At 72.0% G+C, this 14,488-nt stretch carries 13 protein-coding genes; 7 read left to right on the top strand and 6 right to left on the bottom strand.

Going from position 1 to position 14,488, the window contains the following annotated elements:
* The first annotated feature begins 57 nt into the window (after positions 1-57).
* Together ACGFYY_RS12220 and ACGFYY_RS12215 are read left to right on the top strand one after the other, a co-directional pair.
* Complete coding sequence (locus ACGFYY_RS12220) at positions 58-675, top strand: helix-turn-helix domain-containing protein (RefSeq protein WP_393708682.1); 618 nt, start codon at positions 58-60, stop codon at positions 673-675.
* Positions 672-1,163: an NUDIX hydrolase gene (locus ACGFYY_RS12215; RefSeq protein ID WP_365268461.1), complete on the top strand. Its 492-nt coding sequence runs from the start codon at positions 672-674 to the stop codon at positions 1,161-1,163. Before ACGFYY_RS12220 ends, ACGFYY_RS12215 begins: the two co-directional genes overlap by 4 nt.
* Positions 1,164-1,245: 82 nt before the next feature.
* On the opposite strand, the gene ACGFYY_RS12210 is transcribed toward ACGFYY_RS12215, so the two are convergent.
* The 4 genes from ACGFYY_RS12210 to ACGFYY_RS12195 all read right to left on the bottom strand — a co-directional run bounded on the left by ACGFYY_RS12210 (position 1,246) and on the right by ACGFYY_RS12195 (position 6,573).
* The gene (locus tag ACGFYY_RS12210) at positions 1,246-1,908 is read right to left on the bottom strand and encodes a GPP34 family phosphoprotein (RefSeq protein ID WP_393708680.1); all 663 of its coding nucleotides are present in this window, start codon (positions 1,906-1,908) and stop codon (positions 1,246-1,248) included.
* A 123-nt stretch (positions 1,909-2,031) separates the two neighbouring features.
* Positions 2,032-4,014, bottom strand: coding sequence for an MDR family MFS transporter (locus ACGFYY_RS12205; RefSeq protein WP_393708935.1), 1,983 nt, complete (start codon positions 4,012-4,014; stop codon positions 2,032-2,034).
* Between the two features lie 162 nt (positions 4,015-4,176).
* The gene (locus ACGFYY_RS12200) at positions 4,177-5,544 is read right to left on the bottom strand and encodes a 6-phospho-beta-glucosidase (RefSeq protein WP_393708678.1); all 1,368 of its coding nucleotides are present in this window, start codon (positions 5,542-5,544) and stop codon (positions 4,177-4,179) included.
* 159 nt (positions 5,545-5,703) lie between these two features.
* Entirely contained in the window at positions 5,704-6,573 is an 870-nt protein-coding gene (locus tag ACGFYY_RS12195) for a helix-turn-helix domain-containing protein (protein ID WP_033220045.1), read from the bottom strand.
* Positions 6,574-6,907: 334 nt separating this feature from the next.
* Here ACGFYY_RS12195 and ACGFYY_RS12190 point away from each other — a divergent pair, with 334 nt between their 5' ends.
* From ACGFYY_RS12190 to ACGFYY_RS12180, 3 genes are all read left to right on the top strand, one after another.
* On the top strand, positions 6,908-7,576 hold the full coding sequence (locus tag ACGFYY_RS12190) for a helix-turn-helix transcriptional regulator (RefSeq protein ID WP_030728783.1): 669 nt from the start codon (positions 6,908-6,910) through the stop codon (positions 7,574-7,576).
* A 64-nt stretch (positions 7,577-7,640) separates the two neighbouring features.
* Entirely contained in the window at positions 7,641-8,198 is a 558-nt protein-coding gene (locus tag ACGFYY_RS12185; protein WP_030728780.1) for a hypothetical protein, read from the top strand.
* Positions 8,195-9,367, top strand: a complete 1,173-nt coding sequence (locus tag ACGFYY_RS12180) for an MAB_1171c family putative transporter (protein ID WP_393708675.1) — start codon at positions 8,195-8,197, stop codon at positions 9,365-9,367. Before ACGFYY_RS12185 ends, ACGFYY_RS12180 begins: the two co-directional genes overlap by 4 nt.
* A 27-nt stretch (positions 9,368-9,394) precedes the next feature.
* On the opposite strand, the gene ACGFYY_RS12175 is transcribed toward ACGFYY_RS12180, so the two are convergent.
* Entirely contained in the window at positions 9,395-10,177 is a 783-nt protein-coding gene (locus ACGFYY_RS12175; protein WP_365268447.1) for a hypothetical protein, read from the bottom strand.
* A 133-nt stretch (positions 10,178-10,310) separates the two neighbouring features.
* Positions 10,311-10,895 (bottom strand): hypothetical protein, encoded by a 585-nt coding sequence (locus tag ACGFYY_RS12170; RefSeq protein WP_393708672.1) that lies wholly within the window; start codon positions 10,893-10,895, stop codon positions 10,311-10,313.
* Between the two features lie 115 nt (positions 10,896-11,010).
* Here ACGFYY_RS12170 and ACGFYY_RS12165 point away from each other — a divergent pair, with 115 nt between their 5' ends.
* Both ACGFYY_RS12165 and ACGFYY_RS12160 read left to right on the top strand, forming a co-directional pair.
* The gene (locus ACGFYY_RS12165; RefSeq protein WP_393708670.1) at positions 11,011-12,726 is read left to right on the top strand and encodes a protein kinase; all 1,716 of its coding nucleotides are present in this window, start codon (positions 11,011-11,013) and stop codon (positions 12,724-12,726) included.
* Positions 12,727-12,850: 124 nt separating this feature from the next.
* Positions 12,851-14,455, top strand: coding sequence for a YfcC family protein (locus ACGFYY_RS12160; protein ID WP_393708668.1), 1,605 nt, complete (start codon positions 12,851-12,853; stop codon positions 14,453-14,455).
* Positions 14,456-14,488 lie beyond the last annotated feature (33 nt).

Here is a 14,488-nt window from a genome sequence, read left to right as displayed (position 1 = left end):
GGTCCGCCCACGGCGGCCCGCTTGACAAATGTTCTTGCCGAAGTGGCAAATGGATCCATGGCCACCGAGGAACAGGACGAGGAACTCGCCGACGTGCTCACCGCCGTGGGCCCGCGGCTGCGCGCCCTACGCCGACAGCGCGGCACCACCCTGGCCCAGCTCAGCGAGACCACCGGGATCTCGCTCTCGACCCTTTCCCGGCTGGAGTCCGGACAGCGCAGGCCGACGCTGGAGCTGCTGCTTCCGCTGGCCAGGGCGCACCGGGTGGCGCTCGACGAGTTGGTCGGCGCCCCGGAGACCGGGGACCCCCGGATCCGCCCGCGCCCGTTCGTCCGGCACGGCAGCACCTATGTGCCGCTGACCCGGAAGTTCAGCGGCGTGCACGCCTTCAAGCAGATCCTCCCGCCCCTCGACGGTCCGCCGCCCGAGCCCGAGCTGCAGGTCCACGAGGGCTACGAGTGGCTGTACGTGCTCGCCGGACGCATCCGGCTGCTGCTCGGCGGGCACGACCTCGTCCTCGGTCCGGGCGAGGCCGCCGAGTTCGACACGCGCACCCCGCACGCCTTCTTCAACGCGGGTCCGCAGCCGGCGGAGTTCCTGAGCCTCTTCGGCCCCCAGGGCGAGCGGATCCATGTCCGGGCCCGGCCCACCCCTCCATCGGAAGGACGTCCATGACCACCACCGGCGAACGCCCCGAGCGCGCCACGCCGCGGCCTCACGCCGTCGTCGGCGTCGGACTGGTCGTCCTGGCTGCGGACGGCCGCGTGCTGCTCGGCCAGGCCCACGACGGCCGCTGGGAGCTGCCCGGCGGAAAGGTCGACCCCGGGGAGGGCTTCGAGCGCGCCGCCGCCCGGGAACTCGCCGAGGAGACGGCACTGCGGGCGGACCCCGCGGCGATCCGGATCCTGTCCGTGCAGATCGACGCGCAGGCCGGAGTGACCAGGCTGACGGCCGCCGCCGTCACCACCGCGGCGGAGGGCGTCCCGGCCGTCACCGAGCCGGACAAGATCGTCCGCTGGCAGTGGTTCGCCCCCGCCGAGATCCCCTCGGCCCTCTACGTCCCGTCGGCGAGCGTGCTGCGCGCCTGGCGCCCGGATCTCACCACGCCGCCGCCCGTCCCCTCGTACGACTACCCGGTCTCGGGCCCGGCTCCGAGCGTCTGAGCGGCCGCACCACCCGCCGGAGGGCACCCGCCGGAGAACGCCCGTCGGAGGGCGCCCGCCTTGAGGACGCCCAGGTGGCCCGCTAGGAGGTGGCCGTCAGGACCGTCACGACGGACACCGCCACCATCGCGGCCTGCATGTCGCGGATGGCGGCCCGGACGCTCTCGGCCGCCCACCGGCCGGCGGCTATCTCTTCCATCCGGGCGGACACCTCCTGGGGCTGCCGGCCGGGGAAGACGAGCCGGTGCAGCTTGGCCGAGTGGATCAGGGCGATGAGCCCGGCCGTGCGCTCGTCCGGCTCGGCGCCGTCGAGGACGACCGCGCGGAGCCGCTCGCGCAGGGCGCTCTCGACGGTACCGTCGGCCTCCGGGTAGCGGCGCTGCGGGAACACCCCGAACACCTTGTGGACCTGGGCCACCACCAGTCCACGCGCACCCAGCCTCTCCAGGGTGGCGCCGACCGCCTTGGGTTGGTCCTTCGTCAGCCAGTCCGTCACCCGGCGCTTGTCACGCCCTCGCAGCCAGGCCTCCAGCAACCGGATCCGGCCGTCGAGCAGTTCCTCCCCCGTGGGTTCGGTGCTGCGGAGCTCCAGGTACTTGCCCGACACCGACACCCGCTCCGCCATGACCAGTTCGAGCAGGAGCGCGCCCGCCACGGCCCAACCCGCCGACTGGCGCTGTCGCGCCGCCCCGGACTCGTCGTCGAGGGACAGCAGCATGATCTCCTCGGCCAGTGTGATCCTCACGAGCGCCCCCGTCGTCCTCGTCCGTCGTCCGTGGTCCGCCGTCCGGCTGCCGGTCCGGCTGTCCGAACGCTTCGAAAGGGATGACGATCGCCGACGCCACCGGGTTCCGCTCCGGGCCCCGTTCTACCGCCGCACCACCACCTTTGGCGCGAAGTTGCCCTCCCCCAGGTCCTCCGCGAGCAACCGCTTGGCGATGGCGTCCGCCGCGACCCGCAGTTCGGCGCTCCGCGGCCGCCCCCGGTCCTTCTCCAGCTGGTCCTTGAGCCACTCGCCCCACGCCTTCGAGATGACGTCGGCCTCCCGCTGCCCGGCCGCCGTGAGGGTCACGAAGCCGTCCTCGCGGCTGACGAAGCCCTCGTCCGCCATCCGCTCGTAGACGGGGATCAGCACTTCCGGCGGCAGGGACCGGCGGCCGGCGATCAGTCCGAGGCTCGCGTGGCCGATGGTCCGCGTCATCACGTCCACCTGCATCACCGCCCAGGCGCCCGCGATGTCCAGCCGGGTGTCGGAGCCTTCGACGATCCCCCGCGCCGTGTCCGCGCCCATGTTCCGTACGAGTTTGCCGACGGCCAGCTCCAGCAGCTTGGCCGAGTCGCCCGAGGCCGTGGCCGGCGAGCCGAACCCGTCGCCCATGTCCGTGGACCCGGCCCGGGCGCTGTCGCGCAGCCGCACCTGCTTGAGGAAGAGCGCCACGACGAAGCCGAACGCGGCGACCGGAACGGTGTACAGGAACACCGTCTGCAGGGCCTGCGCGTACGCGTCGATCACCGGCGCGGCGGCCTCCGGGGCGAGCCGGTGCACCCCGCCCGGGGTGGACGCCGCCCTGGCCAGTTGCTCCGGATCCTGTCCGGTGAGCCGCGCCGCCTCCCCGTAGGCGGCCTCCAGTTCGGGCCCCAGGTGGTTCGCGTAGATGGTCCCGAAGACCGCCGTGCCGAAGGCGCTGCCGAGCGTACGGAAGAAGGTGACGCCGGAGGTGGCGGTGCCGAGATCGGCGTAGTCGACGGTGTTCTGCACGGCGATGGTCAGCACCTGCATGGACAGGCCGATGCCCGTGCCCAGCACGAACATGTACAGCGATTCCAGCAGGGTGCTGGTCCCGGGTCCCATCACCGACAGCAGGTAGAGGCCGACGCCCATGACCGCGTTCCCGACGATCGGGAAGATCCGGTACCGGCCGGTCCGGCTCACCACGTTGCCGCTGAAGACGGAGGCGATCAGCAGGCCGATGACCATGGGCAGGGTCCGGACGCCCGAGATCGTGGCCGAGTCCCCGTCGACGTACTGGAGGTAGGTCGGCAGGAAGGTCATCGCGCCGAGCATCGCGAAGCCGACGACGAAGCTCAGGATGGAGCACACGGCGAAGACCGGATTGTGGAAGAGCCGCATCGGCAGCATCGGTTCCGCGGCGCGTGTCTCGGCCAGGCAGAACAACGCCAGCGCGACCGCGCCGCCCGCGAACAGGCCGATGATGACCGGCGAGGTCCAGGCGTACTCGTTCCCGCCCCAACTGGTGGCCAGGATGAGCGCACTGGCGCCGATGGCGACCAGCGCGATGCCCAGGTAGTCGATGACCGGCCGGCCCGAGGACCGGACCGCCGGAATCGTTTTCGCGGCCGCGATGACGACGAGGATCGCGATCGGGACATTGACGTAGAAGCACCACCGCCAGGTCAACTGGTCGGTGAAGAAGCCTCCGAGCAGCGGTCCGATGACGGTGGCGACCCCGAAGACGGCGCCGATCATGCCCTGGTACTTGCCGCGTTCTCGCAGGGGCACCACATCGGCGATCAGTGCCATCGCGGTGACCATCAGGCCGCCGGCCCCGATGCCCTGGACGCCGCGCCACACGATCAGGAAGGTCATGTTGCCGGACAGGCCGCACAGGAAGGAACCGCTGATGAAGACGATGGCGGAGATCTGGAAGATCAGTTTCCGGCCGAAGAGGTCACCGAATTTACCGACCAGGACCGTCGCCACGGTCTCGGCCAGCAGGTACGAGGTCACCACCCACGACATGTGGTCGCCGCCGCCCAGATCACCCACGATCGTGGGCAGCGCGGTCCCGACGATGGTCTGGTCGAGTGCCGCGAGCAGCACACCGAGCATGATCGTGCCGAAGATGACGTTGCGCCGCCGCCGGTCGATCACAGGGGGCGCGGCGGCTTCGGCCGGGGCAGTGGTCACCCTCGCACTGTCACAGCGCGCCCGCCGCGGCGCATGCGGCGCTGCGCCGTACGGGGGACGCCCGCGCCAGGGCGGGGCGGCGGATCAGCGCAGGTAGGCGAGGCCCGGGTGCTCCGCCGCGTACCCGTCCAGCAGCCGCCGGGCCACGCCCACCGAGTCGACGAGCGGATGGAGCGCGAAGGCCTTGACCGCGTCCGCCCGCGAACCGCTCGCGGCCGCTGCCAGGATCTCCCGTTCGACGGCCTTGACCGCCGTCACCAGCCCCACCGCGTGCAGGGGAAGCTGCGCGACGCCCACCGGGTGGGCGCCGTTCGCGTCGACCAGGCAGGGCACCTCGATGACGGCCTCGGCGTCGAGGACGGACAGCGTCGAGCCGTTGCGGACGTTCAGGATCAGTGTGGCCCGCTCGTCCCGGGCGATGGCCCGCATCAACGCGAGCGCGACCTTCTCGTAACCACCGGATTCGAGGTCGCTCTCCTCGCGCTCCGGGGCACCCGCCGCCTCACGGTTCTCGGCCATGTACGTGGCCTCGCGCTCGGCCCGGGTACGGTCCCAGGCGGCCAGCGCCGCCCCGGCCGGGGCCTCGGCCCGGCCGGCCTCGGCGTAGAAGCCGCGCTGCTGGTCGCGCAGGAAGGCCCCGCGGGTCTGCTTCGCCTCCTGGTACGCCCGTACCGTGTCCCGGTTGAAGTAGTAGTAGTGCAGGTACTCGTTGGGGATCGCGCCGAGCGAGCGCAGCCATGCCGCCCCGAAGAGCCGGCCCTCCTCGAAGGACTCCAGGGCCTCGGTGTCGGCCAGCAGCCGGGGCAGCTCGTCGCGACCGCCGATGCGCAGCCCGCGTACCCAGCCCAGGTGGTTGAGGCCGACGTAGTCGATCCAGGCGTCCTGCGGGCGGGCGCCGAGCAGCCGGGCGATGCGCCGGCCGAGGCCCACGGGGGAATCGCAGATGCCGATCACCCGCTCGCCGAGCTCCTCGGCCATGGCCTCGGTGACCAGCCCGGCCGGGTTGGTGAAGTTGATGACCCACGCGGCGGGGGCGCGGCGGGCGATCCTGCGGGCGATCTCGCGCGCCACCGGCACGGTGCGCAGGCCGTAGGCGATCCCGCCCGCGCCCACCGTCTCCTGGCCGAGGACCCCCTCGGCGAGGGCGATCCGCTCGTCCGCGGCGCGCCCTTCCAAGCCACCGACGCGGATCGCGGAGAAGACGAAATCGGCCCCACGCAGGGCCTCGTCGAGGTCTTCGGTGACGGTCAGGGTCGGGGCGTGCACCGCCGGGTCGGCCGCCGACGCGGCCGCGGCCTGGTCTCGGAGCACCCGGGCCATGGCGATGAGCCGCACCGGGTCCTCGTCGTAGAGCGTCACATGGGTCACCCGGCCCTCGACGTGGTCGCCGAGCAGTGCTCCGTGGACGAGCGGGACCCGGAAGCCGCCCCCACCGAGGATCGTCAACCGCATGCCCCTACCGCCTCTCACCCGTGCAGATCCCGACGCCGGCGCCGCCGCCGTGCCGGCCGCCGCCCGACCCGATGCCACGATCGGCGACATGGCGGATGGCCCGACCGGTGGCACGGAAGCCACGGCGCACACCTACGGGCACCAGTCTGCCCCGATCGGTCACTCCACCGGCGACGGCACGGCGCGCAGCCTGGCGCCCTGCTGCTGCGTGAAGCCGCCGCCGCGGACGGGGCCGCTCGGTGCGCCCGTGGGCGTCGACAGGATCAGGGTGATCCGGGTCAGCCCCATCTCGCCCAGCATCCGACTGGTCTCGGCCACCATCCGGCACCGCACCAGCCCCCACCTCGGGTCGGGGTGGCGCACGGTGCGCACCGCCCCGTCGAGCTCGGCGGCGTCGGTCCCGTGGGTGCTCAGCCAGTGCGGCACGCCGTACCGGTAGGCCGCTTCCATGAACGGGTCACGGGCCACCTCCTGGCGGATGCTGCGCAGCCCCTCGTCCTCGGGGTCGCCGGCCAGCGCGGTCGCGAACTGGGCCAGCAGCGGTACGCACCAGGCCGGTTCGTGGTCCTCCAGTACGGCGGCCGCGTCCGGGTGGAACAGCACAAAGCGCAGGAAGTTGTCGTCCGGCAGGGCCGTCGGGTGCGGTCTCACGGACCGGAAGAGCTGGTCGAAGGCCGAGTTGGTCAGAGCCACGTCCCAGCGGTGGTCCACCAGGAAGCTCGGGTACGGCACGGACTCCATGAGGGCCGCGTAGTCGCACAGGTAGTCACGCTGCGCCGGGTCGTCGGGCAGCCGGTTCTCCTCGGCGGCCCGCCACGTGGGCGGCGGGTCGCGGTCCACCATGACGCGGAACAGCCAGAAACACTGCCGCTCGCTCATCTCCAAGGCCTCGGCCAGGGCGAGCAGTTTGCGGTCCGTCCATTCCTTGACCAGACCTCTTTCCCAGTTCCCGTACGCGCGCACGCTGATGCGCAGTCGAGCGGCGAGGTCCTCCTGGCTCAGGCCCAGCTCCTCGCGGCGCTGGCGCAAAATCTCCTTGCGTCGCTCCGACCGCACGGCGCCGCGGGCGGGTTCCTCGCCCGTCAAGCGCTCTTCAACGGCTCGGGCGAGTCCATCGGACGGGCCCACCGCTGCGAGATGTGGCACTGAGAGCTCCCCCTCCTCCGGTCTGGATCTTCATTTCCGTGTGGCGATCCTGCTACCGACTTCATTCGAGTGTCAACTATTGTGGCAATTCCAGCCTCTTGACAGCTCATTCCCGCCACAGCTGTGGCACGTTCTAGCCCTTCTGGGCGAGAGCGGCTAGATTCCAGAAGCCGACCATGTGCCCATACCGACTTCGCGCGATCTAGGAGAACCACTGGTGACAGACGGCTTCCCGGCTCCCGTCGCGGTGGCCGACGCACCCCTGGCAGCCACCATCACGCGTGTCGCCGAACTCGCGGGCAAGATGGGCCGCGACCGCAACCAGGTCTTCGACCTGCGGCGTCTCTCCGAGGCCTCCGGCGTACCCACGGACGTGGTCAGGACCCTGCTCGACGGCAGGCCGGCCGGCGAACCCGATCTGCAGACCCGTTTCCTCCAGCGCCTCGACCTGCTGCGGCGGACACGTGTCAAGCCGAACGGGCGCCGCTACACCCAGCAGGAGATCGCGGACGGCGCCGGCATGTCGCGGCAGCAGGCCGGAGCACTGATCAACGGCGACCGGCGCCCCACCATGGAACATTGCGACGCGATCCAGCGGTTCTTCGGCGTGCACGCCGGGTTCCTCACGGCGCACGACGCCGACGCCCTCACCGACGCGCTCCAGCGGACGGAGCAACAGTTGCTCCAGGACTTCGCGGGGCGGGCGCGGGAAACCGTACCGGCCTCGGCCGCATCGGCGGGCGATCCGCTGGCAAGACTCCTCCAGAACCACGGTGTACGGGGCATCGCCTGGCGCGCGGCCCAACTGCCCAGCGACAAGCACCGGGACAAGGTGACCGAATGGCTGGACATGCTCCTCGAAAGCGTCAAACCGAACGAATCCTGACCCAGTCGAAAGTCTGGGTCTGATCCTTGAGTCCTGATCCGGATCCGCGCCGACGGGGAGAACGGTGAGCATAGGCAGAGAGCAGCGGCGGTTGTGCGGGGAGTTGGTGGCCGGGATCCGGCTCACCGCCCCCGTGGAGCCCGTGGACCTCTACGCTGCCCTCTGCGAGGGCATGAGCAGACACCGCGGCCGCCGGGTGGACTTCCGGATGGCCTCGTTCCCACCACGGACGGCCAGCGGCCTGTGGCTCGACATGGCGGACCGCGATCTCGTGGTCATCGAGGAACGCACCGCCCCGGACCACCAACTGGTGATCCTGGGCCACGAGCTGTGGCACATGAAGGCCGGCCACTGCAGTCACCACGTCGACGGCGCCGCCGTCGCCGCGCGGCTGCTGACCGACGAGGCCGACATCGGCGAAACCGTACGCCGCGTCGCCGCGCGCACCCGCGCCGACGTCCAGGAGGAGACCGAGGCCGAAACCTTCGGCTTACTGCTGGGTAGTCGGTGTCGGAACTGGCTGGCCGGATCGGCGAGCCACCGCGCTCCGGTCCAGCGCGATCAATTGGCGGGCCGGATCGAGGCTTCGCTGGGCTACCGGGGGCACAGGAACGAGCGTTGAACGGCAAGGACTACTACATACCGGCGGCCGCGATGGCGGTCTCACTCGCCTTCAAGCTGCCGGCCCTGCGGCACAACTGGCGCGACCCGCTCCTGCGGTCGGTGGTCGCCCTGCTGACCCTGGCCGGAGCGGTGTTCACCTTCGCCGCCCCGCCCACCATCGCGGCGGTCAACCGCTGGACCGGGATCGTCAACGTCTCGGCCCCCCTCGTCTACTGCCTGATCACCGCTTTCAGCGCCTCCTGCCTGGTCCTGATGGTCAACTGGCGGGGCGGACCGGCCGAACGGACCCAAGGTGTTTCGCGCCGCTGGATCCTGGGCTACAGCGTGGTGGTCGCCGCCCTGGTCGTGCTCTTCGCCCTCGGGGAGACCCCGGTCGAGCGCCTGCGCGACTTCGACACCTACTACGCGAACACGCCCTACATCGGCCACATGATCGCCCTCTACCTGCTGGCCCACTTCGTGGCCGCGGTGGTGATGATGGTCCTGTGCTGGCGCTGGTCGCTCCAGGTCCGCGGCTGGCTGCGGATCGGCCTGGTGATCATCGTCATCGGCTACATCTTCAACCTCGCCTACGACGCCACCAAGATGACCGCGGTCGGCGCCCGTTGGACCGGTCACGACCTCGACGGCCTCAGCACCTACGCCGCTCCGCCGCTCGCCTCCCTCGGGGCACTGATCAGCGCGATGGGCTTCGTGGTCCCGCTCGTCTGCCAGCGGCTGTCGGACCACTGGGAGAGTTGGGCCACGTACCGCGGGCTCGGACCGCTCTGGCACGAGGTGCAGATCTCCGCGCCCAGCGGCACGCCCTCCGTACAGATGGCCTGGTGGTCGGCGGCGGAACTGCGGGTGATCCAACGCGAGTCGGACATCCACGACGGCTTCCTGCACCTCGGGCCGTACTTCGACAAGGGGCTGCGCGACGGCGCCTACGACAGCGCCGTCGCCGAGGGGGCCGACGAGGAGACGGCCCGCGCCGTCGCCGAGGCCGCGATGGTCGCGGCCGCCGTACGGGCCCGCTCCGCCGACCCCGACGGAAAGATCATCGGAGAGGACGAGGAGACCGTCGTCGACACCGCCGACGGTCCGCGCGACCTGCTACGTATCTCCCAGGCACTGCGGCACTCGCCGGTGGTGCAGGCGGTCCGGCGGCGCGAGGTGAGCGTGTAGCGGTGAAGAGACGGCCGCCGTGGCCGCTCAGCGGGCGGCCACCGCCGCCGTCGCCGTGGCCGGGAACAGGTCCTGGAACGGCCCCGCCGAGTCGATCCCCTCCCGCCCGTACGGCGCGTCGAAGCTCCACACCATGAAGAGCAGGAACACGATCAGCGCGCTGAACAGTCCGGCGAGCAGCAGCTCCCGCCCGGAGCGGCGGATCTGCAGGGTGAAGATCAGCCCGACCGTGACCAGCCCGCCGACCAGCAGCCCGAACCACACCACCCCCGGCAGGGTGGACTCGGAGCTCTGCGTCCGCGAGTGCCGGGCGTCGTCGGCGGCCGCGATGTGGTCCAGCAGCGGCTGGTAGGCCTGCGCCTGGAGCTCGTCGGCCGGGGTCTGGTGCGTGACGTCGGTGCGCAGCTTGCCGAGCAACGCGGCGCCCTCGGTCGAGGCGCCGTCGCCGGAGGTCAGCAGCGGCCAGTCCACGGCGACGGTGTGGGAGACGTACGCGTCCACCTCACCCCGGATCCGGTCGCGGACGGCCGCCGGGTAGACGTCGGCGCGCTGGGTGACCTCGTACAGGGCCTGGGCCTCACGGCGCACGCTGTCCTCGGCGGCGCCGCGCGCCTCCCAGACGCCCGCGATGGCCAGGCCCAGCACGATCGCGTAGACCACCCCCACCATCATCGTCATGTACTCGATGACATCGGGGGTTTCGCTGGTGTCCTCGTCGTCGGCGGCCCGGCGGTGCCGGATCGCGGTGATGGCGAGGACGAGGGCGCAGACGAGCGCCATGGCGATGGCCAGGACCAGCCATTCGGACACGTGGATTCTCCCGGTGTGGGTCGGTGGATGAACTGGGTGAGGTGGGTGAGGTGGGTGAGGTGGATGAACTGGGTGAAGTGGGTGAAGTGGGTGAGGGGAACGAAGGGGGCGAAGGGGAGCTGCGGCGACGGGGTCAGCCGCGGCTCTTGGAGCGGGGGCGCAGGGCGGCGGCGGCGAGTACGGCCGGGGTGGTGACGACGACCATGAGCGTCACGGTGGACATCCCGCCCGGGCCGCGCCGCTCCAGGGCCACCGAGCGGTACGGACGCACGTGGAAGGCGCTCACCCGTGCGGCGGCGGCCCTGGCCGCGGGCGGGGCGGGTGCGTCGGCCGACGCCGGCGCGGACGGCTCCTCGGGACCCGCCGCGGGTTCCGGCGGCTCCGACCCCCCGGCCTCGGCCTCCGCGGAAGGCTTCACCTTCGCCCCCGGCGGGCTCGGCGGCGCGGGCTCGACCGGCCGCACGGGTCTGGTGGGCTGCGCGGGCCGCCCCGGGTGACGCACGGTCGGCCGCTCGGCTCCGGGCACGACCACCCGTACCGAGGGCTGCCCGGACGGCGGCCGGAAGACCGGCCGCTCCGGCTGCCCCGCCGGCACGCACAGGTCGACGCGAGCACCGTAGCCGTCGCCGTCGTCCTCGCCCGCGACGGCCACATGGCCCTGCAACGGACAGAGCGCCGCCACCAGGCCCGCCCCGGCGAAGTACTGCCAAGCGGTCACCGCACGCCTCCCGAAATCCGCAGCAGAAGTAAGGGCTACCCGTGAAAAAACGATCAAGTGGCGGCTACGACACGCCGCGAACGGGTGCTCATCGCGGATGCGGCATGATGTCGCCATGGGGACCGAGGGGGCGAACGCCCGGCTGATCGCAGGGCGCTACCGGTTGGACGCCAAGCTCGGACGCGGTGGCATGGGCATCGTGTGGCGCGCCACCGACCAGTTGCTCGGCCGGAACGTCGCCGTCAAGGAGGTCGCGCTCGACCCGGCGCTGTCCGAGGAAGAGGCCCGGCACCAGCGTGAGCGCACGCTCCGCGAGGCACGGGCGGCCGCGCAGCTCAAGCACCCCCACATCATCGTGGTGCACGACATCGTCGAGGACGGCGAACTCCCGTACATCGTCATGGAACTGGTCGAGGGCGGTTCCCTGGCCGACCGGCTCTCCCGGACCGGCCCCGTGGACGTCGCCGAGGCGGCCCGGATCGGGATCGCGCTGGTGGGCGCGCTGCGCACCGCGCACGCGGCCGGGGTGCTGCACCGCGACATCAAGCCGGCGAACGTCCTTCTGGAGGCTCCGGGCGGGCGGCCGGTGCTCACCGACTTCGGTATCGCGCAGGTGTCGGGGGCCACGACGCTGACCACCACCGGGTCCTTCGTCGGTTCCCCCGAATACACCGCGCCCGAGCGGATGTCGGGGCAGACGCCGGCCGGTCCCGAGGCCGATCTGTGGTCGCTGGGCGCGCTGCTCTGCGCGGCCCTCAGCGGTACCTCGCCCTTCCGGCGGGACTCCCTCGGCGGGATCCTGCACGCGGTGGTCTTCGACGAGATCCGGCCGCCCGAGGCGTGCGGTCCGCTCCTGCCGCTGGTACGGGGACTGCTGGAGCGCGATCCCGCCGGGCGACTCGGCTCGGATCGGGCCGAGCAGATGCTGCGGGACTGCGCGGAGGCGGCCGCGGCGCCGTACTCCCCGACGTGGTCCGCCCCGGCCGCGCCGCACCCCGCCCCGCGGACCCCGGCCCCGCGGACCGCCGCGCCGCACCCCGCCCCGCTCACGCCGGTCCCGCACGCTCCGGTGCCGCACGCTCCCGTTCCGCACGGCCCGACGCACCCCGGCACGGCCCCGGTGTCCGGCCCGACGCCCGTCTCGGCCCCCGTGCCCGGGAGCGTACGCGCACCGGGGAAGCGGCGGCCGGGGGCCGCGCTGATCGCCGGTCTGCTGGTGGCCGCGATCGCCGGGGCGGGCGTGTCCGCCGCGCTGCTCATGAACGACGGCGAGCGCGGCGGGGGGACGTCCACGAGCGGGGCGGCCGGCCTGCCGTCCGCCGCCGCCTCCGCCACCCCCGGCGAACGGACCGACCCGGTCTCCCCCTCGTCCGACGACAAGCCCGCGCCCGCCGGCTACCACGTGGTCACCGACCCGGAGGGCTTCTCCCTCGCCGTGCCCCTCGGCTTCACCCGCAAGGTGGAAGGTCCACGGATCTTCTACATGTCACCCGGTGAGACCTTCCGCATCGGCATCAAGGTGGCGGAGCCCGCTTCGGGCGGCCCGCTCGCCGTCCACCAGCGCGCCCACGCCAACGGGCCCGGGACCAACCCCGGTTACCGGGACGCCGAGGTCGTGATCACCACGCGGAACGGCCGGCAGGCCGCCCTGTGGCTGTTCACCTGGGACGGCTTCTCCTCGGCCGAGGGCCCCCGGCACACCCGTGACCTGTGCTGGGAGGAGGACGGCCGGCTGTACGACGTGTGGGTGTCCTCGCCGGTCCGCCAGGGCGACGAGGCCCGCGGCTACTTCGACACCGCGGTGCGGACCTTCGTACGCACCGCGAGCTGACCGGCGCCCCGCGCCCGGTTCACCCGGCAGGCGCAGCCCACCTCGGCACCGGCCGCTCCCCCGCTCCATGATCGGAGAAGCGGACCGGCGACCGGCGGCGGGCGGCCGGCGGACCCTCTCAGGGATGGTGGCGGATGGAACCGGAACCGAACGGCCGAGGCACCCGTTGAGCACGGCTCCCCCGACACCCCCGGCGCCCCCTACCCCCGCCGATCCGGTCCCCTCCCCGGCTCCCGAGGGGCCCGCCGGCAAAGGGTTCGGCTTTCCGAGCGCGCTGACCGTCCTGGCCGTGGTCACGGTGGGAGTGTGGCTGCTGGCCTTCCTCGTGCCGGCGGGTACGTACGACCGCAACGACAACGGTGCCCCCATCTCCGGCACCTACCACCGGGTCCCGGACACCCAGAGCTTCGTCGACCGGCTGAACGACCTCTTCCTCGCCCCCGTGAACGGCCTCTACGGCATCCGGGACGCGAAGACCGGCGAGGTCGGCCCCACCTTCAGCGGCGAGCTGTACGGCAGCGCCGGCGTCTTCCTCTTCGTCCTCGCCATCGGCGCGTTCATCACCGTCGTCTTCGCCACCGGCGCCCTGGACCGCGGGATCGCCCGCCTCGCCCACCGGCTGCGCGACCGCGGCGCCCTGCTGATCGCCGCCGTGATGCTGGTGTTCTCCGTCCTCGGCACCGTGGAGGGCTTCGCCGAGGAGACCCTCGGCTTCTACGGTCTGCTGGTGCCGATGATGTTGGCCCTCGGCTACGACCGGATGGTCGCCGTCGGCACGGCCATCCTGGGCGCGGGCATCGGTGTCCTGTGCTCCACCGTGAACCCGTTCGCGACGGGCGTGGCCTCGGCGGCCGCCGACATCTCGCTGGGCGACGGCATCGCGCTGCGCTTCGTGATGTGGGTGGTCCTGACGGCCGTGACCATCCTCTACGTCGTCCGGTACGCGAAGCGCGTCGAGAAGGACCCGACCAGGTCCGTGTGCGGGTTCCTCCCCGGTGACCGCGAGCAGAAGGCCACCGGCGCCGAGGAAGTGGCCCCGGCACTGACCCGGCTGCACCAGCTGGTGCTGGTCCTGGTCACCGTGGTCTTCGGCTTCATGATCTTCTCGGTGGTCCCCTGGGCCGGCGCGCTCACCGGCGAGGCGGACGCGGCCCCGTACACCTGGGAGCTGGGCTGGTCCTTCCCGGAGCTCTCGGCGCTGTTCCTGTGCGCCGCGGTGCTGGTGGGACTGGTGGCACGGATGGGCGAGGCGAGGATCAGCGCCACGATCATCCAGGGTGCCGCCGACTTCATCTCTCCGGCCCTGGTCATCATGTTGGCGCGCGGGGTCACGGTCATCATGAACAACTCGAGGATCACCGACACCGTCCTGCACTCCATCGAGGGCGCGGTGCAGGGCACCTCGTCCGCGCTCTTCGCGGTGATCGTCTTCCTGGTCAACCTCCCGCTCGCCTTCCTGATCCCCTCCACCTCCGGCCACGCCACCCTCGTCATGCCCATCCTGGCCCCGCTCGCCGACTTCGCGGGCGTCTCCCGTGCGCTGGTGGTCACGGCCTGGCAGTCGGCGAGCGGCTGGATGAACCTGTGGGTCCCCACCTCGGCCGTGACCATCGGCGGTGTCGCCCTGGCCAAGGTCGGCTACGACAAGTACCTGCGCTTCGTCTGGCCCTTGCTGGCCATCCTCCTTGTACTGATCTGCGGCTTCCTGACGCTGGGCGCGATGATGTGACGACCCGTCGGCCGATCCCCCGGCCTGCGGAAC

Source organism: Streptomyces sp. NPDC048331 (assembly GCF_043201215.1).
GTDB lineage: Bacteria > Actinomycetota > Actinomycetes > Streptomycetales > Streptomycetaceae > Streptomyces.
This window is presented reverse-complemented; position numbering and strand designations above follow the sequence as displayed.

Excerpts from the sequence above, each read along its gene's own strand:
- ACGFYY_RS12220 (WP_393708682.1), top strand. The coding sequence starts at position 58 with ATGGCCACCGAGGAACAGGACGAGGAACTCGCCGACGTGCTCACCGCC.
- ACGFYY_RS12160 (WP_393708668.1), top strand. The coding sequence starts at position 12,851 with ATGGTGGCGGATGGAACCGGAACCGAACGGCCGAGGCACCCGTTGAGC.
- ACGFYY_RS12165 (WP_393708670.1), top strand. The coding sequence starts at position 11,011 with ATGGGGACCGAGGGGGCGAACGCCCGGCTGATCGCAGGGCGCTACCGG.
- ACGFYY_RS12215 (WP_365268461.1), top strand. The coding sequence starts at position 672 with ATGACCACCACCGGCGAACGCCCCGAGCGCGCCACGCCGCGGCCTCAC.
- ACGFYY_RS12200 (WP_393708678.1), bottom strand. The coding sequence starts at position 5,544 with ATGCGGTTGACGATCCTCGGTGGGGGCGGCTTCCGGGTCCCGCTCGTC.
- ACGFYY_RS12205 (WP_393708935.1), bottom strand. The coding sequence starts at position 4,014 with ATGCTCGGTGTGCTGCTCGCGGCACTCGACCAGACCATCGTCGGGACC.